This is a genomic window from Pseudomonas sp. ICMP 561, assembly GCF_002699985.1.
GTDB lineage: Bacteria > Pseudomonadota > Gammaproteobacteria > Pseudomonadales > Pseudomonadaceae > Aquipseudomonas > Aquipseudomonas quasicaspiana.
In genome coordinates this window covers 1-20884 of record NZ_LKBT01000004.1, presented here as the reverse complement: position 1 = coordinate 20884, position 20884 = coordinate 1, and the positions used below count along the sequence as shown (strand labels likewise).

Annotated in this window: 18 protein-coding genes; 6 read left to right on the top strand and 12 right to left on the bottom strand. The window is 57.6% G+C overall.

Annotation, left to right across the window (positions count from 1 at the left end):
- The first annotated feature begins 46 nt into the window (after positions 1 to 46).
- Complete coding sequence (locus AO242_RS04650; RefSeq protein ID WP_099267863.1) at positions 47 to 1951, top strand: DEAD/DEAH box helicase; 1905 nt, start codon at positions 47 to 49, stop codon at positions 1949 to 1951.
- Positions 1952 to 2185: 234 nt separating this feature from the next.
- Here AO242_RS04650 and AO242_RS04645 read toward each other — a convergent pair whose 3' ends face one another.
- Entirely contained in the window at positions 2186 to 2764 is a 579-nt protein-coding gene (locus tag AO242_RS04645; RefSeq protein ID WP_099267862.1) for a YceI family protein, read from the bottom strand.
- 27 nt (positions 2765 to 2791) lie between these two features.
- A complete protein-coding gene (locus AO242_RS04640) occupies positions 2792 to 3340 on the bottom strand; it encodes a cytochrome b (RefSeq protein ID WP_099267861.1) in 549 nt (182 codons plus the stop codon).
- 476 nt (positions 3341 to 3816) lie between these two features.
- Between AO242_RS04640 and AO242_RS04635 the strand changes: the two genes are divergently transcribed.
- Complete coding sequence (locus tag AO242_RS04635; protein WP_141562183.1) at positions 3817 to 4167, top strand: hypothetical protein; 351 nt, start codon at positions 3817 to 3819, stop codon at positions 4165 to 4167.
- Positions 4168 to 4452: 285 nt separating this feature from the next.
- On the opposite strand, the gene AO242_RS04630 is transcribed toward AO242_RS04635, so the two are convergent.
- Positions 4453 to 6312 carry a flavin monoamine oxidase family protein gene (locus AO242_RS04630; protein ID WP_099267859.1) on the bottom strand — a complete coding sequence of 620 codons (1860 nt, stop codon included), beginning with the start codon at positions 6310 to 6312 and terminating at the stop codon, positions 4453 to 4455.
- Positions 6313 to 6692: 380 nt separating this feature from the next.
- Between AO242_RS04630 and AO242_RS04625 the strand changes: the two genes are divergently transcribed.
- Both AO242_RS04625 and AO242_RS04620 read left to right on the top strand, forming a co-directional pair.
- Entirely contained in the window at positions 6693 to 8099 is a 1407-nt protein-coding gene (locus AO242_RS04625) for an adenosylmethionine--8-amino-7-oxononanoate transaminase (protein ID WP_099267858.1), read from the top strand.
- Between the two features lie 143 nt (positions 8100 to 8242).
- Entirely contained in the window at positions 8243 to 8962 is a 720-nt protein-coding gene (locus tag AO242_RS04620) for a 16S rRNA (uracil(1498)-N(3))-methyltransferase (protein WP_099267857.1), read from the top strand.
- Positions 8963 to 9087: 125 nt separating this feature from the next.
- On the opposite strand, the gene hydA is transcribed toward AO242_RS04620, so the two are convergent.
- From hydA to trhA, 8 genes are all read right to left on the bottom strand, one after another.
- Positions 9088 to 10527 carry a dihydropyrimidinase gene (gene hydA / locus AO242_RS04615; protein ID WP_099267856.1) on the bottom strand — a complete coding sequence of 480 codons (1440 nt, stop codon included), beginning with the start codon at positions 10525 to 10527 and terminating at the stop codon, positions 9088 to 9090.
- 24 nt (positions 10528 to 10551) lie between these two features.
- Positions 10552 to 11448 carry an allantoinase PuuE gene (locus AO242_RS04610; protein ID WP_099267855.1) on the bottom strand — a complete coding sequence of 299 codons (897 nt, stop codon included), beginning with the start codon at positions 11446 to 11448 and terminating at the stop codon, positions 10552 to 10554.
- Positions 11449 to 11504: 56 nt separating this feature from the next.
- Complete coding sequence (locus AO242_RS04605; protein WP_099267854.1) at positions 11505 to 12380, bottom strand: MurR/RpiR family transcriptional regulator; 876 nt, start codon at positions 12378 to 12380, stop codon at positions 11505 to 11507.
- Between the two features lie 19 nt (positions 12381 to 12399).
- Positions 12400 to 13647, bottom strand: coding sequence for a cysteine desulfurase-like protein (locus tag AO242_RS04600; RefSeq protein WP_099267853.1), 1248 nt, complete (start codon positions 13645 to 13647; stop codon positions 12400 to 12402).
- A gap of 21 nt (positions 13648 to 13668) precedes the next feature.
- The gene (locus tag AO242_RS04595) at positions 13669 to 14403 is read right to left on the bottom strand and encodes an amino acid ABC transporter ATP-binding protein (protein ID WP_027902049.1); all 735 of its coding nucleotides are present in this window, start codon (positions 14401 to 14403) and stop codon (positions 13669 to 13671) included.
- The gene (locus AO242_RS04590; protein WP_099267852.1) at positions 14403 to 15077 is read right to left on the bottom strand and encodes an amino acid ABC transporter permease; all 675 of its coding nucleotides are present in this window, start codon (positions 15075 to 15077) and stop codon (positions 14403 to 14405) included. Before AO242_RS04590 ends, AO242_RS04595 begins: the two co-directional genes overlap by 1 nt.
- Before the next feature lie 62 nt (positions 15078 to 15139).
- A complete protein-coding gene (locus tag AO242_RS04585; RefSeq protein WP_027902051.1) occupies positions 15140 to 15916 on the bottom strand; it encodes a transporter substrate-binding domain-containing protein in 777 nt (258 codons plus the stop codon).
- Between the two features lie 485 nt (positions 15917 to 16401).
- A complete protein-coding gene (trhA, locus tag AO242_RS04580) occupies positions 16402 to 17019 on the bottom strand; it encodes a PAQR family membrane homeostasis protein TrhA (RefSeq protein WP_099267851.1) in 618 nt (205 codons plus the stop codon).
- A gap of 152 nt (positions 17020 to 17171) precedes the next feature.
- Here trhA and AO242_RS04575 point away from each other — a divergent pair, with 152 nt between their 5' ends.
- Positions 17172 to 18092, top strand: a complete 921-nt coding sequence (locus AO242_RS04575; protein WP_099267850.1) for a LysR family transcriptional regulator — start codon at positions 17172 to 17174, stop codon at positions 18090 to 18092.
- A 150-nt stretch (positions 18093 to 18242) separates the two neighbouring features.
- Here AO242_RS04575 and gabP read toward each other — a convergent pair whose 3' ends face one another.
- The gene (gene gabP, locus AO242_RS04570; RefSeq protein WP_099267849.1) at positions 18243 to 19634 is read right to left on the bottom strand and encodes a GABA permease; all 1392 of its coding nucleotides are present in this window, start codon (positions 19632 to 19634) and stop codon (positions 18243 to 18245) included.
- Between the two features lie 860 nt (positions 19635 to 20494).
- On the opposite strand from gabP, the gene AO242_RS04560 reads away from it, so the two are divergent.
- On the top strand, positions 20495 to 20884 hold a 390-nt coding region (locus tag AO242_RS04560; protein WP_141562182.1), incomplete at its 3' end, for an IS110 family transposase.

Sequence of the window (20884 nt, the reverse complement as noted above, 5' to 3'; positions counted from 1 at the left end):
CAAGACTTCCCTTTGAGCATAAGCTCTAACTAAAACAGGATTACTCATGTCCTTTGCTTCCCTCGGTCTCTCCGAGGCTCTAGTCCGCGCCATCGAGGCAGCGGGCTATACCCAGCCTACTCCGGTGCAACAGCGGGCCATTCCCGCCGTGTTGCAAGGTCGCGACCTGATGGTTGCCGCCCAGACAGGTACTGGTAAAACCGGTGGTTTCGCCCTTCCGATTCTGGAACGGTTGTTTCCCAACGGTCATCCGGACAAATCTCAACGTCACGGCCCGCGCCAACCCCGCGTACTGGTCCTGACCCCGACTCGCGAACTCGCCGCTCAGGTGCATGACAGCTTCAAGCTGTACGCCCGCGATCTGAAGTTCGTCAGCGCCTGCATCTTCGGTGGCGTCGGCATGAACCCACAGGTTCAAGCCATGGCCCGTGGCGTAGACGTGCTGGTGGCCTGCCCTGGCCGTCTGCTCGATCTGGCCGGTCAAGGCAGCGTCGACCTGTCCCACGTTGAAATCCTCGTGCTCGATGAAGCCGACCGGATGCTCGACATGGGCTTCGTACACGACGTGAAGAAAGTGCTCGCACGTCTGCCTGCCAAGCGTCAGAACCTGCTGTTCTCGGCGACGTTCTCCAACGACATCACAGCGTTGGCAGGCAAGCTGTTGCACAACCCGGAGCGCATCGAAGTCACGCCGCCGAACACCACGGTCGAGCGTATCGAGCAACGCGTGTTCCGCCTGCCCGCCAACCACAAGCGTTCGCTGCTGGCGCACCTGATCACTCAGGGTGCCTGGGAGCAAGTGCTGGTCTTCACTCGCACCAAACACGGTGCAAACCGTCTGGCCGAGTACCTGGACAAGCACGGCCTTACCGCTGTGGCGATCCACGGTAACAAGAGCCAGAATGCTCGCACCAAAGCGCTGGCCGATTTCAAGGCCGGTGAAGTACGCATCATGGTTGCGACTGACATCGCCGCTCGCGGCCTGGATATCGACCAGTTGCCGCATGTGGTCAACTTCGAACTGCCGAACGTAGACGAAGACTATGTTCACCGCATCGGTCGTACAGGCCGTGCAGGCCGTAACGGCGAAGCGATTTCGCTGGTTGCTCCGGACGAAGAAAAGCTGCTCAAAAGCATCGAGCGCATGACCAAGCAGAAGATTGCCGATGGCGATCTGATGGGCTTCGACATGTCCGCAGTAGAAGCCGAGAAGCCTGAAGTTCGCGAGCGTCCGGACGTGCGTAACCCACGCAATCCGCGCGGACCTCGTGGCGATGGTCCGAACGGCGGTGGCGGTGGTCGCAAAGACAAAGGCAAAGATAAGGGCAAGGAAAAACCGGCAGCCGCTGCTGGTGAACGTCCGGCCCGCAAGCCGCGTGAACAACAGAAGCCTCGCGGTGAAGGTGCTCCGGCTCGCGAACAGCGTGCGTCAAATCCTCGCGCAGCTGCACCGCGCCCGGCTGCAGATCGCGCCCCGGACGAGTTTCTGGATGACGAAGTGGATAACTTCGGCAACCGCGCTGATTACGTCAGTCCGTATAAGGACAAGAACCAGAGCCGCGGTCGTCGTCCTGGCGCTCCGGCAGCCAGCACGGGTACCGGCGCTGCTCCAGCCGCTCGCGCCCCGCGCCCAAGTGGTCCGCGCAGTGGCGGTGGTGCATCCACCGGTACGCCACCAGCCAAGCGCAACGGCCCTCGTAACGGTGCTCCACGCGATGGCCAGGCTCGCCGTGACGAGAACCCGCGCAACCGCCGCCCGGCACGCGATGACTCGGCCCGTCAGGAACCGGCAGTTCGCGGTCCTCGCGACAGCCAGAGCCAGCCGCAACCGAAGATCATGCACAAAGAGTCGAAAAGCGACCGGTTCCCGTCCGCTGAACAACTCGATCAGTTGCCAACCCGCCCACGCGGTGAAAAGCCAGCCCTGCTGACCCGCAACCGCGAAGGTTAAGCAAGGCCGGAACAAAAAACGCCCCGACTGGTTCGGGGCGTTTTTGTGTGTGAAACCCTGTTGAAGCCGATCCTTGTGGGAGCGAATTCATTCGCGAAGAGGCCAGTACATCCAATGCATATTCGTCGTTTGAGACGCCGCCTTCGCGAATGAATTCGCTCCCACAGTCAATCGTTGTATTTCAGACAAAAAAAACGCCGACCCTGAGGTCGGCGTTTTGATCAACCGGAAAGCTTACTTGGCTTGAACGCCTTCGAAGCTGATTTCCAGGTCCAGGGTTTGCGAGGTAGGACCTGGGCCTTTGATGCCGAAGTCATTCAGGTTAAGCGTCGAAGTACCGTTGAAGCCGGCACGGTAGCCGCCCCATGGGTCCTTGCCTTCGCCGTTGAAAGTCGCCTTGATCACGATCGGCTTGGTCACGCCGTGCAGGGTCAGGTCGCCCGTCACGTCAGCAGTTTTTGCGCCGGTAGACTTGACCGCGGTAGAGACGAACTTGGCTTCAGGAAACTTGGCAACGTCCAGGAAGTCCTTGCTGCTGATGTGCTTGTCACGCTCAGCATGGTTGGTGAACAGGCTGGCAGTTTTCAGCTCAACGTCGATTTTGCTTGCTTCAGGCTTGGCAGTGTCAAAACTGAACTTGCCGCTCCAGTCCTTGAACGTACCGTGGATGAAGCTGTAGCCCAGGTGGCTGATCTTGAAGTCAACGAAAGCGTGCTGGCCTTCTTTGTCGATCACGTAATCAGCGGCCATCGCCTGACCGGCAGACAACAGTGCAGTACCAAGAGCCAGTGCGGCGAGAGTCTTCTTCAACATGCTTTTATTCCCGTTTTGGTTGAACAATTAAGCGCGACCCAGCATACGCTTGAGGGTCACATCGCGATCAATGAAGTGGTGTTTCAGTGCAGCGAGACCATGCAGCCCTGCGAAGACCACCAGCACCCAAGCCAGGTACAAGTGAATCCAGCCAGCGGTTTCGGCCTGATCAGGCAGACCGCTAAACAGCGCAGGTATTTCAAACAGACCAAATACCGGGATCCCCACGCCGTCGGCGGTGGAAATGAGGTAACCGGCGAACATCACAGCAAACAGACCGACATAAAGAAACATATGCCCAACGTGCGCGCCGATTCGCGTCCACTTGCCATAGCTGGCGAGAGACGGCGGCGGCGGGCTGAGCAGGCGCCAGACAATGCGGAACAACATAAAGGCGAATAACGTGATGCCAATGCTTTTGTGCAAATCGGGCCCGGCCTTACGCCACGTGTCGTAATAATCCAGACCTACCATCCACAGCCCTAGCGCGAACAAACCAAACACTGCAACAGCAACGCCCCAGTGCAGCACCATGCTGACCAGACCGTAGCGAGAGGATGAGTTGCGTACCTGCATTGCCATTACCCTGTAGGAGTTGATGCCAGACTAGCTTTTTATCTATCGAATGAAAGCGCAAAATTTCGCTTTGAAGTATCGAATAATACGATTGTTACGTTTTTCATCATCTTCATCGCCGCGTCCGCATTCAATGCTGACTGTCATTGATAGACGAAAAAGCGATAACCCGCGTACTACTCAAGCCCAGCATCGCGAGAATTGCTTCGTAACAAAACCTTGCCATGACCATCGGCCTTTCAACTGCGATGAGCGGCACTTCGCCCTCAATCCTCGGCCGATGCACTACCTGCTTGACCTCCCGTCAAAGAAGCCTAAAAACCCTCAAAAGGTCAAATTAATGACTAAATTCATGTTCATTAAAATGACACCATCCAATGAATTCGCAATGAGTGACGTTATTCCGACAGATGGAAGCATTAGGCCATTGTGGCCGATCTGAATAAGCCTCAGCATCTCCCACAGGCCTACAAGGGATGAGCCTGTGCCTCTCTTGCACCGAGCCCAAATCAATCACTGCAACCCGTCTTCAGACAGTAACGAGCACCGGAGCAGGACTTTTAGATCGCATCGATCAATGGAGCAACACCGCGATGATGACTGTTTATTTTGTCGTTATGACAATGTGCAGTGGTATGGAAGGCTGTGTGGAAGAGCGAAAGGCAGGAGACGCCTACGCATCCCGGGAAGAATGCATGACCAAGGTGAGCACTATCACGCGACGTAAAGGCGTGAAGTACAAGTGCAGAAGCGAACCGCAGTGGGTTCTCAAAGAAGATCGGCGTGTTGAAGGCGCCAAGAGCTTCGCGACGACGGGCGCAAAATAAGCGGTTTCCAGATTTTTGTAGGCATTGCCTCCTCCCGCCAACACCGACCCGTAGGAGCGCTTGCCGCGATCGCGTGAGCACAGGCGATATATTCATCGACTGAAAACCCAATCGCGGGCAAGCGCGCTCCTACAGGTATCCGTTTTCTGCAAGACAGTGCAAAGTCAGGGAGAAGGGGCATTTCTTTCAGAAGTTGAGTTTGCCGGTAACAAACCTAAAAATAGCAAAACGAAAAAGGGCGCGATCTCAAGATCGCGCCCTTTTTTGTTTACTACTTCAGTCCGATCAGTTTTTAGCCTCAGCAGCAGCTTTGGCCTTCGCCTTGGCAGCAGCTGCTTTCTTGTCAGCTTCAATCTGAGCCGGGGTTTTGGCAGGAGCTTTTTTCGCAGGCTCCTTGGTCTGAGTTTTCTTGGCAGGCTCAGCCTTTTTCACCGGTGCCTTTTTAGCGGGTTCTACCTTGGCAGGCTCAGCTTTGACCGGAGCAACGACAGGCGCAACCACCGGAGCTACAGCCTCAGGAGCGGGAGCAGGTGCTGGCTCAGGAGCTTTCTCGACGGGCTTGGCGACAGGCTCTTCAGCACAGCCGAACCAGCACGAGAAGAAGCCACCTTTCTCTTTAGCTTTGGCCGCATCAGCCGCTTTGGCTGGCTCAGGCTTTTTGGCTTCAGCCTTGTCAGACGAACCGCCAAACATATTACTGAAGAAACCACCTTCGTCCTTCTTCACTGCAGGTGCTGGCGCAGGGACGATTTTCACAGGTTCAAACGACTTGCCAGCGGCCAGATCCTGGACCTGACTGGCGGCACGCTGGCCTGTGCGCAACGCGCCTTCAACCGTGCCAGGGTACAACGTATCAGTGTGCTCACCGGCAAAGGCTACGCGCTGAATCGGCTTTTCCCACACACGCCAGAACTTGCTGATCTGCCCCGGTCCGAATGCCAGATAGGAACCGCCAGTGGACGGATCGACGCTGTAACGACGAATCTCGTAGCCGGTGTAAGCGCCACGAGCCTGTGGATAAAACGTGTGCAGGCGAATCAGTACCTGATCCACCAATTGCTTGTCACCAAACGCTTGCATGATCCGCGCGTTATCGCCGGACAGGTTGATCACCACATTGGCGCCACCCTTGGTTGCTGGCTCGATCCACAGCATGCCCAGACCGGTGTTGCTGAAGATCTCGCCAGACATGCGGGCCTTGCTTTCCCAGACAGGCGTCTTGAACTTGAGCATGATCTGGTCGCGCCAACCGTAGTTGGTGCTCTTGATCGCCGCCATGTGCTGGGCATCCAGCGCAGGCGTCATCTGAATCTTGCTCAATGCGCGCAGCGGCACGGCCAGCACCACGTAATCAGCGCTGTAACCGACTGCGCCCGCCTTGACCGTTACGCCGTCCTTATCCTGAACGATGGCGGAAACCGGTGAGTTGGTCTTGATGGTTTTGATTTGCTTGGCGAACGCTTCAGCCAGTACCGCGCTGCCACCTGGCAGACGCGCTGCACGGCGATCACGGTCGTCAACATTGCGATAGACCCGGGATTGCTGTGCGAAATACAGCAGCGACAAGCGCGACGGCTCGTCATAGCGGGTGCGAATTTCCTGATTGATCAACTGGCGAGCGGTGGCTGGCAGGGTCAGACGATCCAGCCAGTTCGCCACGTTGATCTGATCCAGTGCAAACAGTGTGCTGTTGGCCGCCGGGTTTTCCGGGTTGTCGATGGAGCGCGCCAGATTGTCGAGGGTTTCCTCGTAGCGCTTGATCGCCTCGGCGGTCGCCGGTTGCTTGAGCGCCAGATCGGCCTTGCTGAAATAAACGCCATCAATCAGGTAGCCCGGCGTGCGGACAAACTCCGGCGCAGGCACCGTGGCCAGCTTGAAGCGCTCCAGATACTGGTTCAACGCAGGCTGCGCCTTGGTATTGCCGATCCATTCGCTGGTAGCCAGACCGGAACGGCCGCCCAGCGCTGGCTTGGCTTCCAGCAGCGTGACCTGCCAGCCTTTGGCTTGCAGCTCGTACGCAGCTGTCAGGCCCGAAAGCCCACCACCAACCACGATCGCAGTCTTTTGTTTTTCATTAGCGAGCGCCGAAACGCTGACCAGCCCAACTAAAACGAGCGCACAGGCGCGCAGCCAACCAGAAAGCATTCAGCAGACTCCGAAAAAAGCAGGGGGAGGTTTCGGTAGATGACGCTCGATACGTCACAGAGGCGCGAAGGATACGCCAGCCGCAGCAGGCCTGCCAGTGATGTCCATCGGGCGCCTGTCAAACATAAAAAAACTATCTGAATGAATGGTTTTTTCTGTAGGAGCGCGCTTGCCCGCGATGGCGACAGTTCAGGCAATACGTTTTTTGCTGACACACCGCATCGCGGGCAAGCGCGCTCCTACGGGATCTGTGTTTTCTGCACGAAAGCGTTAGCATTCAAAACCAATTGGTACTAAAGGTTGTCCCTTAGCCGGGCATTGCATAGGCTTGCGCGATTGCTCGTCCTCGCACCATGCGAGTCGCTATCCGGAGAAAACCAATGGGCCTGAATGATCAGTGGATGCAGCGCGACCTCAAGGTTTTGTGGCACCCCTGCACCCAGATGAAAGACCACGAAAGCCTGCCGCTGATTCCGATCAAGCGTGGTGAGGGTGTGTGGCTGGAAGACTTCGAAGGCAAACGCTATCTGGACGCCGTCAGTTCCTGGTGGGTCAATGTGTTTGGCCACGCCAACCCGCGAATCAATCAACGCATCAAGGATCAGGTCGACCAACTGGAACATGTGATCCTTGCCGGTTTCAGCCACCAGCCGGTGATTGAACTATCCGAACGGCTGGTCAAACTGACGCCTGATGGTCTGACCCGCTGCTTCTATGCCGACAACGGTTCGTCCTGCATCGAAGTCGCGCTGAAAATGAGCTTTCACTATTGGCTCAACCGCGGCCAGCCGGACAAGAAGCGCTTCGTCACCCTGACCAACAGTTATCACGGCGAAACCATGGCAGCGATGTCAGTGGGCGACGTGCCGTTGTTCACCGAAACCTATAAAGCGCTGCTGATGGACACCATCAAGGTGCCAAGCCCGGATTGCTATCACCGCCCCGAAGGCATGAGCTGGGAAGAACACTCGCGCAATATGTTCGCCGCCATGGAACATGCGCTGGCCGAGAACCACGCCACGGTGGCCGCCGTCATCGTAGAGCCATTGATTCAGGGCGCGGGCGGCATGCGCATGTATCACCCGGTATACCTCAAGCTGCTGCGTGAGGCCTGTGATCGCTACGGCGTGCACTTGATTCACGATGAAATCGCGGTGGGATTCGGTCGTACCGGGACCATGTTTGCCTGCGAGCAAGCTGGCATTTGTCCGGACTTCCTGTGCCTGTCCAAGGCGCTGACGGGCGGGTATCTACCTCTGGCGGCTGTGCTGACCACTGATGACGTGTATGACGCGTTCTACGACGACTACCCGACGCTTCGCGCCTTTCTGCATTCGCACAGCTACACCGGCAACCCGTTGGCGTGCGCGGCGGCATTGGCGACGCTGGATATCTTCGAGCAAGACAACGTCATCGAAAACAACAAAGCTCTGGCCCAGCGTATGGCCACCGCCACCGCGCATCTGGTGGATCACCCGCATGTGGCTGAAGTGCGTCAGACCGGCATGGCGCTGGCCATCGAGATGGTTCAGGACAAAGCCACCAAGACTGCTTATCCATGGCAGGAACGCCGTGGCCTGCAGGTGTTCCAGCATGCACTGGAGCGCGGCGCGCTATTGCGTCCGCTGGGCAGCGTGGTTTACTTCCTGCCACCGTATGTGATCACGCCGGAGCAGATCGACTTCCTCGCCGAAGTCGCGACTGAAGGTATCGACATCGCGACGCGTAAAAGCATCAGCGTCGCCGTGAGAGAAAATTTCCACCCGGATTTTCGTGATCCGGGTTAGGTACGTAACCGCTGTAGGAGCGCGCTTGCCCGCGATGGGGCCGGTAAATCCCAAGCATTGGGTGGCTGACAGAACGCCATCGCGGGCAAGCGCGCTCCTACATAGCAAGAACAACGCCGCACTCAAAATTTCAGAGAACCACCATGAGACTGTCCCGCTTCTTCATCGACGCCACCCTGAGCCTAGGTGAACACGAACTGCCTGAAGCTCAGGCGCATTACATCGGCCGCGTGCTGCGGATGGCCGAAGGCGATGCACTGCAAGTGTTTGATGGCTCAGGCCAGGAGTTTCGCGGCACCTTGCTGGAAGTCGGCAAGAAGCGCGTACGCGTCCAGCTCGACGAAACCTTCCCCGGGCAAACAGAATCGCCACTGCGTATCCACCTCGGCCAGGGTTTGTCCCGTGGCGAGCGCATGGACTGGGCGATTCAGAAAGCTACCGAACTGGGCGTTACGGAGATCACCCCGATTGTCAGTGAGCGCTGTGAAGTGCGTCTCAAGGACGAACGTGCCGAGAAGCGTCAGGCCCATTGGCAGCAAATCGCGATCAGCGCCTGCGAGCAATGTGGTCGCTCGGTGGTCCCGGTGATTCATCCGCCTATGCCTTTGGCTGAATGGCTCAAGCGCAGCGATGCCGAACTCAAGCTGGTGCTGCACCCGGTTGCAGAGCCGCTGACCAGCCACAACAAGCCCACCACCCTCGCCTTCCTGATTGGCCCGGAAGGCGGTTTGAACGACGCCGAAGTCGACCAGGCTCAGGACGCTGGTTTCCACGCCGCCCGCCTCGGCCCTCGCGTGCTGCGTACCGAAACGGCACCCGTGGTTGCGCTGAGCGTAGCGCAGCAGTTGTGGGGGGATTTTTAATCTCATCGCGCCGCAATATTGGACCTGTAGGAGCGCGCTTGTCCCGCGATGACGCCGGCACATCCAACGTTGATGGTGCCTGACACAAAGCCATCGCGGGCAAGCGCGCTCCTACAGGCTCCTCGCTACAGGTAAGGCAACTCGGTCTTCCTGCGTCGGGCCTTGGCCGGTTCTGGCCTTGCGCAGGGCAAGAACTGTCCGCGTCCCTTCTGACCCAATGCTGCGCCATCCCACACCACTTCGCCCCGTGAAAGCGTCAGCGCAGGCCAGGCGGTCAAGCGCATGCCTGCGTATGGCGTGTAATCCACGCGATGGTGCAAGCGGTCGTTGTGCAGTTCGAAATCCAGCCCTTCGTCCCAGATCACCAAATCCGCATCGGCGCCAATCGCGATGCTGCCTTTGCGTGGGTACAAGCCATACAGCCGCGCCGCATTGGTCGAAGTCAGCGCGACAAATTCCTGCGCAGTAATACGCCCGGTGCAGACGCCTTCCGACCAGAGCAATGCCATGCGCGTTTCAATGCCGGGGATGCCGTTGGCCACTTCCGAAAAGGGCGCATGTTCGCCATGAGCGCGTTTACCGTCCGGACCTTCGTAACGAAACGGCGCGTGGTCCGAGGAGAACACCTCAAACGAACCATTCTGCAGGCCGTCCCAGATGACTTGCTGGTTCGCAGCGTCTCTCGGTGGCGGGCTGCAAATGCATTTGGCGCCCTCAAAACTGTCATCGCAGCCCAGCGAGTCGGCGGTCAGAAACAGGTATTGCGGACAGGTTTCGCCATACACCTTCAAGCCGTGGTCCTGCGCCCAGCGAATCTGCTCGATGGCTTCTCGACCCGATACATGAACGATCAGGATGGGCACATCCACCAGCTCAGCCAGAGCAATGGCGCGGTGAGTGGCTTCACGCTCTACCAACATGGGCCGTGACGTTGCGTGATAACGCGGAGCGCTTAACCCCGCCGCGAGAAGTCGCTCGGTCAGCCAGGCAATACAGTCACTGTTTTCAGCGTGCAGCATGACCATCGCACCCTGAGCACGTGCAACAGACAACGTCTCCAGTATCTGCCGGTCGTCCAGCTTTAGCGCGTCGTAGGTCATGTAGATCTTGAAAGAGGTGTAACCCTCTGCGATCAGTTCAGGCAGCTCGCGACTCAACACGTCTTCTGTAGGATCTGTCACGATCAAGTGGAAAGCGTAATCGATCAACGCCTTGCCATCCGCTCGCTGGTGATAATCATCGACAGCGGCACGCAGACTTTGCCCTTTCTGCTGACAGGCGAACGGGATCACCGTCGTCGTGCCGCCGCAGGCTGCGGAGCGGGTCCCGCTTTCGAAATCGTCCGCCATCACCGAACCGTCGCCGGTGGGCTGATCCAGATGCACATGACTGTCGATGCCGCCGGGCGTCACCGAGCGACCGGCTGCATCGATTTCACGAGTAGCGCCTTCCAGCCCCAGACCCAGCGCGACGATCAGCCCGTCGCGAACGCCAATATCACTGACAAAACTGTCCGCCGCCGTGATGACTTTGGCGTTGCGAATGACTAAATCAAAAGCCTGCATGGCGCGGTGCTCCTCAAAGTGGGTTTAGCCGCGGCTCATCCAGGCTTTGGCAATCTGCTCGCGGGTCGCGAACCAGACGCCTTCGTGGCCTTGGGCATATTCGATGAAACGCTTTATCGCCCGCACGCGTCCCGGACGACCAACCATGCGCGGGTGCAAGCCCACCGACATCATGCGCAAGCCATCAGCAGACTCTTCATAGAGCACCTCAAAGCTTTCCTTCATGTATTCGAAAAAGTCCGACGCCTGAGACAGGCCGGGCGAGTTCCAGTAACGGAAGTCATTCACGTCGCTGGTGTACGGCACCACCAGATGCTGTTTGCCTTCAACGTCGACGTAGTACGGCACGTCGTCGTTATAGGCATCGGAGTCGTAGAGAAAACCGCCCTCCTCGGCCACCAGACGCCGGGTCCGCACGCTTGCGCCATAGCGGCAATACCAGCCGACCGGACGCTTGCCGCACGTGCGTTTGAATGATTCCACGGCGAGACGAATGTGCTCTCGCTCCTCCTCTTCGGTCAGGCGGAAAACCTCTTCCCATCGATAGCCGTGACTGCAGACTTCATGACCCAGCGCAACGGCCGCCTTGGCGACGTCCGGGTTCTGCTCAAACGCTACCGCGCAGGCGTGGAAGGTCGATGGCACGCCAGCTTTTTCGAGGATCTCCAGAATCCGCCAGATACCCACCCGCGAGCCGTATTCATACATCGACTCCATCGCCAGATTGCGCACGCCATCAGGGAATTGGTAGCTGCCCCATTCGGTCATGCTTTCCTGATCGGGATCGCCCATCGCCAGCGAGCGCTCGGAGCCTTCCTCATAATTGATGACCAGACTGATTGCCAACCGCGCACCATTAGGCCAGGTGCCTTGAGGACGGTTTTGGCCGTAGCCGACCAGATCGCGAAGGGGTGTAGCCATAAGAGCAATCTCCTGCACAGGCGCAGAGGTGGGGTTCAGACCGCCGGCAACTCGGCTCAGCAGTCGATGTTTTTCAAAGCATCATGATCAGGGCCGCTCAGCGACTGACCGTCGCGAAACGCCAGCCCCATCGCCAGGGTCTGGGCCACGCAGAACGCCGCCGTGAGTGAGCGAAAGCCCAGTAATTCCGCATCGTTGACTTCAATGATGACCGCCGCGTGCTGGCCGATAGGGCTGAGCAGGCTGTCGGTAATCGCCACAATAGGTGTGCCTGCTGCAACCGCCTGCTGGCAGGCTTCGATGGTTTCTGTGGCATACGGCGGAAAGCTCACGGCAACCAGAATGTCATCGCTGTGCAGCGCGGCGACTTGCTCGCGCAATGAACCACCGAGACCGCTGATGTGCACGGCACGACGACCGACGCGACTCAGCGCATAGCTCAGGTAACTGGCCATCGGGAATGACCGCCGCATGCCCACCACGAACGTGGTGCGCGCCCGTTGCAAAAGAGTGATTGCCTGTTCCAGCGCTTCGACCTGCTGCCCCTCGGCCAGATGCTCCAGAGAAACGATGTTGGCCCGGCTGAACGCGGTCAGAATGGCGCCGACATCGGTCGGGTCTTCCAGTAGCTCTTCACCCTGATAGTGACGAATGCGCTCACTGAAGCTCGACGAACCCGCCTGCTGCAACGGTGCCTTGAACAATCGCTGCAAGTCGCTGAAGCCGTTGAACCCCAGCGCCTTGGCCAGCCGAATAAAAGCCGATGAAGCAATACCGGAGCGCTCCGCCAGCGCAGCCACCGTGTTGAGCGCCACGTCATGGGGATGCTCGGTGAGGTAGCACGCCGCATCTCGCATACGCGCGGTCAAACGATCCTGCTGCTCGACGATAGCCGCACGTAACTCGGCAAGGGTTTGAGGCACTGCTGACATGAAAGGTCGCTCGTAAAAATCAGGATGGACGCAAGTCGTTGATCGCCTCGGCCAGATGCCGGACCAGACGCTGCATTTCGTCGACCGTGTTGTAGTGCGCAATCGATACCCGCACCACACCGCCAAACCGGGCCAGGCCCAACTGTTCGATCAAGTGTCGCGCGTAGAAGTCACCGAAGCGGATCCCAATCCCGTGTTCGTCAATGCGCCGCACGATGGCTTCCGATTGCACGCCCTCTACCACGAAGCTGATGGTCGGCACCCGATCACCCGCCGTTACCTGAGGCTTGCCGATAATCCGCACGCCTGCTGTTTCACGCAGAAATGACAACAGGGTTTCGGCGAGCAAATCTTCCTGCACTTCGAACGCATCAAACGCTGCCTGCATGATCTGGCGCGGGCTGCCGCTGGCGCCCAGGCGCTGGCCTATATCCAGCAGGTATTCGTTGATGCCCATGCAGCCGTAAGACAGCTCGTAGTTGAGGTTGCCCGGTTGCAGCTTGTAAGGGATCACGTCCTGACCAATGAAAAAGTGATTGAGGCTCGGCAGCTCCAGCAGCGCCTCACGATGCCCCCAAAGAACCGCGAAGTGCGGGCCGAACACCTTGTAGAAACTGAACACGTAATAATCCGCACCGCTGGCCTGCACATCCACCAGACGATGGGGCGCATACGCCACAGCATCGACGCACAACTTGCCGCCCACGGCATGCACACGACGGGCGACTTCGGCCACCGGGTTGACGCTGCCCAGAATGTTCGACGCATGGGTCATGGCCACATAGCGGGTACGCGAGCCAAGCAGTGCATCCAGATCGTCGAGCTCCAGTTCCAGGGTTTGCGGATCGACGGACCACACTCGCAACGTCGCGCCACGCTCCTCGCACAACCGCTGCCACGGGCCGATATTGGCTTCGTGATCGCTGTGGGTAACGATGATTTCATCGCCGCTGTTGATCGAAGGCGCAACAGCGCGACAGAGGATTTGCAGCAAGTGCGTGGTCGAGCCGCCCATCACGCATTCTTCGGCGTGATACGCGTTGATCAATTGCGCCACGGACTCCCGGGCTTGTAGCACCAGCGCACCGGCTGAAGCCGATCCGTTGTAGGACGCACCCAATTGCACGCTGCTGTGAATCAGGTAGTCACGGACCCGGTCAGCCACGCGCCCGAGCACCGCCGAACCACCGGCGTTGTCCAGATAGGCAAAACCATCGGCCAGCATGGGGAACTGGCTGCGAACATAATCGATATCGAGGGCGTTCAATTGGGCAGTCTCCAAAAGGAATCAGTGGTGCAGGATGGCCTGCAAAAAGGCCTGTGTTCGCGGCTCTTGAGGCGCTGTGAAAAAGGCTTCGGGCTTGTTCTGTTCGATGATCCGGCCGCTCTCCATGAAAATCACACGGTCGGCGACTTTACGGGCGAAGCCCATCTCATGGGTGACCACGACCATGGTCACGCCTGAGCGCGCCAGGTTTTGCATGACGTCGAGCACCTCACCCACCATTTCCGGGTCCAGCGCAGAAGTCGGCTCGTCGAACAGAATCACCCGTGGCTCCATGGCCATGGTTCGGGCAATAGCGACGCGTTGTTGCTGACCACCGGAAAGCTGACCAGGGTATTTGTCGGCGTGTGCGCTCATGCCGACTTTTTCCAGCAATACCCGCGCTCGATCCTGCGCATCGCGGCGCGATAAACCACGCACCCGCACCGGTGCCAGCGCCACATTGGCCAGCACCGTCATGTGCGGATACAGATTGAAATTCTGGAAGACCATGCCGACTTCACAGCGAATACCTGCCAGTTTCGGTCCGGTTTCGACCCGCTGATCAGCTACCCGGATCTCGCCTTCCTGATACTCCTCCAGCAGATTGATGCAGCGAATCAGCGTGGATTTTCCTGAGCCTGACGGCCCGAGGATCACCACCACTTCGCCCTGCTCGACTGACAGGTTGATATCCGCCAGGGCCTGAAACCTGCCATAAAACTTGGCAACACCTTCAATCTGGATGACTGCGCTCATCAGCTCTTCCTCCCCGCGCCGTTGCGCCGCTCGACCCAACTGACCAGTTGCACGAGGGGCAGTAGCAGCAACAGATACATGATCGCCGCGCCCACCAGCGGCGTGGGGTTGGCAGAGAGTGCCTGCGCCTGAGTCGCCTGCTTGAGCAGATCCGGCATGGCAACCACCGAAGCGAGTGCCGTGTCCTTCATGACGTTGATGCAGTTACTGGTCATGGGCGGCAGAACAATGCGCATGGCCTGAGGCAGGATCACGTCGCGCATCGTGTTGAAGAAGCTCATGCCCTGCGACGCCGCTGCTTCGAACTGGCCACGCGGGATGGCTTCGATACCGGAGCGAAAAATCTCTGCCGAGTATGCGCAGGACACCAGCGATAGCGCCGCCACCGCTGCGGCGAACGAGGAAAGACGAATCCCCACAAACGGCAGTGCGTAATAAATCAGCACCAAAAACACCAACAGCGGGATAGAGCGCATCACATCGATGTAAATTCGCGCCAGCAACCGGATCGGTGCATAGCCGTACAGACGTAGCATGGCCAGCAGCAAACCGCCCACCAGACCAAGAATGATGCTGACCACGCCAAGCAACACCGTCACCCCGAGGCCCCGCAGCATCTGCGGCAGTGCGTCGACAAACACACCCCAGTTGAAGAAAGTCTGGACCAGCTCCATCAGGACTCCTTGGTGACAGCGCCAGGCGCCGGGTTTGAACAGTCAGAGGTTATTAGCCGCGCTTATTTGAGTACGTCGACAACCTTGACGGTGCTGGACTCTGGATCGGCGTCTGCGCCAAACCACTTCTTGTGCAAGCCTGCGATCACGCCTTCTTTTTTCATGGCGGTGATGATGTCGTTGACCTGAGTCGCAGACGCCCAGCCTTTGGCGTGCATCAGCGAGTACTTCTCGCCAGTGGGAATACGGGCGACCACCCGGTATTGCGGCTTGTCCTTGATGTAATAGAGCACGGCCGGAATATCGCTGATGTAGCCGTCCATACGCCCGGAAGCCAGGTCGAGCATCGCCGGGGAAAGCCCTTCGTAGCGGGACACATCGCCAAATTTGTACTCGGCCTGATGCGCAGTCACCCACATGTCACCCGTCGAGCCGGTGTCTACGCCGACCACTTTGCCCTGCATGCCTTTGAGGCCATCAATGCCAGATTTGGTCAGCACCGACAGTGACTGATCGCTGTCGTAATACGGCTGAGCGAAGCCCACTGATTCAAGACGTTTTGGGGTGATAGTGATCGACGAAATAGCGATGTCTGCACGCTTGGACTGCACGGCACTGAACAGGCCGTTGAAAGGAATATTCACAAACTCGACTGTCTTGCCGGCACGCTTGGCGACTTCTTTGACCACGTCGACCTCAAAGCCGACGATCTCGCCCTTGGCGTCCTGAAACTCCCAGGGCACATTGCCCACGTTGGCCCCTACCGTCCAGTCCGCCGCCCAGGTAGAAGCCGAAAACGCAGTGGCCACCGCCATACTCAAGAGTACTTTCACGTTCATCTTTTGCTCCCGGTCTCAGTCGTTGCAAGAAGTCGCCAGCAGGCGGGTCGAGCAACAGACTAGGAGCAAGAATCAAATAATTCAACAGTTTTAAATAATGAATCAAATGCTTCAATGCAGTGCAAAAGCCTGCCGATTTGGTGCGCCCGCACGGGGCGGCGCGCTACGGCGAGGGTTGGTGGGAAATCGGTTGATAGGGTTTCAAGCGTGCACTGATGCGGGGCGTCAGGTGAATCGATATTCCTTCACTGTCTCGCTGCAAACCGCGGACCTGTAGGAATGACCGGGGTGGCGCTCCACCTTGCTCGCGATAGCGTTAGGTCAGGGGAAAATTATCGAAAGAAAAATCGAATCGCGAGCAAGCTCACTCCTACAGGGTCCGTGTTTGCTGCGCGACAGCGTGGTGTCAGGGACACCGGGGCGACTCCTACAGAAATGCGTTCAATTCAGTGATGCGAATGTTGTTCATTAAGGGCATCCGCTACTCACAACACATAAAAACAAATCGCCACAAAGTGCAGCAGACTCCCGGCAATCACAAACAAATGCCAGATCCCGTGCCAGTGGCGAAAACGGGTGTCGTAAGCGAAGAAAATAATGCCGATGGTGTACAGCGCGCCGCCCGCCGCCAGCCACGTGAAGCCTGCAGTGCCCAGTGCGGCGATCAGGGGTTTGACGGCCACCAGCACGATCCAGCCCATGACCGCGTAGATCACAATGGACATGATCCGGGCTTCGGAGCGGGGTTTGATTTCCTGCAGGATTCCGATCACCGCCAGGCCCCAGACCACGCCGAATAACGTCCAGCCCCAGGGGCCGCGCAAGGTCACCAGACAGAACGGCGTGTAGCTGCCTGCGATCAACAGGTAGATCGAAAAGTGATCAACCTTCTGCATGATCGTTTTCGCCCGTCCGCGCACGCTATGGTAAACGGTCGATGCGCTGTACAACGACACCAGCGTTACGCCGTAGATCGCGACGCTGACTATCTTCCAGATATCACCCTGAAGGCTGGCAATCGCCAGCAACCAGATGGCTCCGACCAAAGCCAGCACTGCACCGACCAGGTGGGACCAGGCGTTGAATTTTTCTCCGTAATACATCCGCACACTACCTCATCGTTCTGAACTGCAGCGCAAGGCTCTAGCTTAGGGACGTAAAGCGCAAGCCATGCGTTAGCCAAACAGTTTTTTATTACAGCCAGTGGCTATCTAAATGTGCACAATCGGGGCACTCAAACAAGAAGCCTCACGACATGCAAATCGACGATGAGTTGACCCTGAAAAAACTGGAAATATTCCTGGCGTTCATGCGCACCGGCAACCTGACCAAAGCCGCTGCGGAGCTGAACACCAGTAACGTCAGCGTGCACCGCGCCATTCATTCACTGGAAAGCGCCCTGCGCTGCCCGCTGTTCAAGCATGAAGGTCGTAACCTGACGCCGCTGGAAAGCGCCTATGTGCTGGAAGAGCGAGCCCATAAACTGATTCAGGACGTGCTCGCCACGGTTGAGCTGACACGTCAGGCCGCCGGATTTTCCGCCGCACGCTTCAAGCTCGGTTCGCTGTATTCGCTGACGGTAAAGACCGTTCCGCAGTTGATCATGGGCCTGAAAATCCGCCGTAGCGAGTTGAACATCGACTTGATCATGGGCTCCAACATCGACCTCTTCTACAAGCTCAAGAACATGGAAGTGGACGCGATTCTGGTGTCACTGGACGAGAGCGTCAACGACCCGGACTGCGAACATCTGCCGCTGTTTTCCGACGACATCTTTCTCGCCGTCCCCGCCGACTCACCGTTTTCACAGCACAGCGAAGTAGACCTGAGCGACCTGCGCGAGGCGACTTTCATCACCCTGACCCAAGGCTTCGCCACGCATCGTGATGGCATCCGGGTTTTTCAGCAGGCAGGGTTTGAACCGAAGGTAGCGATGCAGGTGAACGACATCTTCACCTTGCTGAGCATGGTCAGCTCAGGCGTGGGGTATGCGCTGTTGCCGGGGCGTATCGCAGCGGTTTACGAGAACCGGGTGAAGCTGATACCGCTGCAGCAGCGCTATCGCATGCAACAGCACATCGGCATGGTGTTTCTGAAATCGAAGGAGCGCGACCCGAATCTGTTGGCGTTGATAGCCGAGGGACGGATGTATTCAAGCCGCCATACGAACCTGTAGGAGGCAGCTTGTTGGCGAGACATTAGGCCTGCACAAACGGGGATACCGCCTCGCGAACAAGTTCGCTCCTACCAAGCATTTCACAGCACAAACAAAAACGGCCGCGATCATTACTGATCGCGGCCGTTTTGTTTTCAGCGGGTCAATCGGTCAATTCAACACAGCCTTGCCAGCCCTTTCGTCCTTGCGACGACGGGAAACCAGGACGCCGGTGGCAATCACGAGAATACTCAGCAGGCCCGTCGCGATGATCTCCACGCGATGTGACTCCTGAACCAGCATGATGCCCAGCACACCGATGATGAACACGATCACCAACCAGGTCAGGTACGGGAACAGCCACATGCGGAACGACAGGGTTTCACCTGCAGCAATGCTCTTCTGGCGCATGCGCAGTTGGGACACCGCGATCACCAGGTACACCAACAGCGCGATTGCGCCGGAACTGGCGAGCAGGAACTCGAATACGGCAGCCGGAGCCACGTAGTTGGCGAACACTGTCAGGAATGCAGCCGCAGTAGACAGGATGACCGCCCAGTAAGGCGTACCGCTTTTGCTGGTACGCGTCGATACCGCCGGGGCATCGCCGCGCTTACCCAACGAGAACAGCATGCGCGAGGCGGTGTACAGCGCCGAGTTCAGGCAACTGGTCACTGCAATCAGCACCACGATATCCACAATCAGTTTGGCGTTTGGAATGCCCATCATGTCCAGCACGGTCTGATAGGAGCCCACTTCAGCCAGGCGCGGGTCATTCCACGGTACCAGCGAGACCACGATGAAGATCGACACCAGATAGAACAGGCAGATCCGCCAGATCACCGAGTTGGTGGCCTTGGTGATCTGCTTTTCCGGATTCTTCGATTCAGCCGCAGCGATGGTAACGATTTCGGTGCCCATGAACGAGAACATAGTGGTCAGCATCGCAGCCAACACAGCCCCCATGCCATTAGGCAAAAAGCCCTGGGTATCGAACAGATGGCTGACGCCGCTCACCTGGCTGTTGGGCAGCAGGCCAAAAATAGCCGCGACACCCAGTACTACAAAGCCGATGATTGCCAGCACTTTGATCAACGCGAACCAGAACTCGAACTCGCCGTAGTTCTTCACGCTGAACAAGTTGGTCACAGTGAGCAGCAGGGTGATCACCAGCGTGAACACCCAGATGGCAATGTTCGGGAACCACGCGTGAAGGATGGTTGCGGCGGCGTTGGCCTCCAGCGGAATCACCAAGACCCAGAACCACCAGTACAGCCAGCCGATGGTAAAACCGGCCCAATGCCCGATCGCGCGATCGGCATACGTCGAGAAAGACCCTGTATCCGGTGCCGCAACAGCCATCTCGGCCAGCATGCGCATGACCAGAACCACCAACGTACCGGCAGCGGCGTAAGCCAGCAGTACCGCCGGACCCGCTTCGGCAATTGCGTGGCCCGAACCCACAAATAGACCGGCACCAATGACACCAGCGATGGACAACATGGTGATGTGCCGAGGTTTGAGCCCCTGATCGAGCTCTGAAGCGTTAGGGATGCTGCTCATTAAAAAACTACCTTTGCGTGCGGAGCGACTGCCCAACCGTCTTCGTAAAAGGAAAGAAACGGGGCGTTTTTTATTTTTTACGCAAATTCTGCGCCAGAATGACTCAAAAACGACGTCGCTTTCGGAAACGTTAGTGCTAGAGCGGTCGGATTAACGGCGAGAAGAATCGTTTCAGCGAGCCAGTGACATGTTTTGTTACCGATGTGCACAGCCATGAGCGATAAAAACGCACCAAAAATACACAGAGCGTTTAAGTGCGCACTATCAGAGTGCTCGGCATTGGCATAGAGAAAGAAGCACAAATCAGCAGGACGGCTCAGGCAGTTGATGGCTCTCTTGAGGCCTGCATATGAACATCCGTGGGAGATTCTATGTTCACCTGCAATCCCGTAGGACCGGCTTTAGCCGGGAGGGCGGTATTACTACCGAAGGATATTTAGCGAATGTCCTGACGTCCTCCCGGCTAAAGCCGGTCCTACTGAATAGCGCGGTCTATGTGGGAGCGAATTCATTCGCGAATGCGTTTTGTCAGACGCCGATGCACTTCCCGAAAGACCGCTTCGCGAATAATTTCGCTTGTATGGTTAGACTTGAAGGGGTGGTGGGACGAACAGTTCGCATCTGACTGCTGCAACAGTACAGACCGTGGGAGTTCGCTTGTATGGTTAGACTTGAAGGGGTGGTGGGACGAACAGTTCGCATCTGACTGCTGCAACAGTACAGACCGTGGGAGACCTCGCCCCACCCCTTCCACCAAAAGCGCCGATAAAGAATGCTTCGTTCAAGCGACGATAGAAACAAGCCTGCGCCTCTGGGTGAACCCCCAACAAGTCGTCAAACCTTAGCGTGGAGAAATGCTCATGGCAATGCGTGTTTCGAAGTCAATCGTAGGCGTGGATGTCGCCAAAGTTGAGCTCGTTACCTACCAGGCAGATCCGGATCTGCTCACCTCGATAACCAACGAAAAGTCTGCCATAAAACGCTGGCTTAAAACGTTACCGAGGACCACCGCCATTGCTGTTGAAGCGACAAATGTTTATCACGTCGATCTGGTCGATGAGTCTGGTTTCGACGTCTACATCATCGACGGTTTTCAACTCAGTAATTACCGTAAAGGTGTCGGTGGCCGTAGTAAAACAGACGCATCTGATGCCCGTCTTCTTGCCCGATTTCTGAAAAACGAAGGCGAAAATCTTCGCCCCTGGACGCCGCCCCCAGCAGTCTACGGAAAGCTGCAAAGCCTTCTGCGA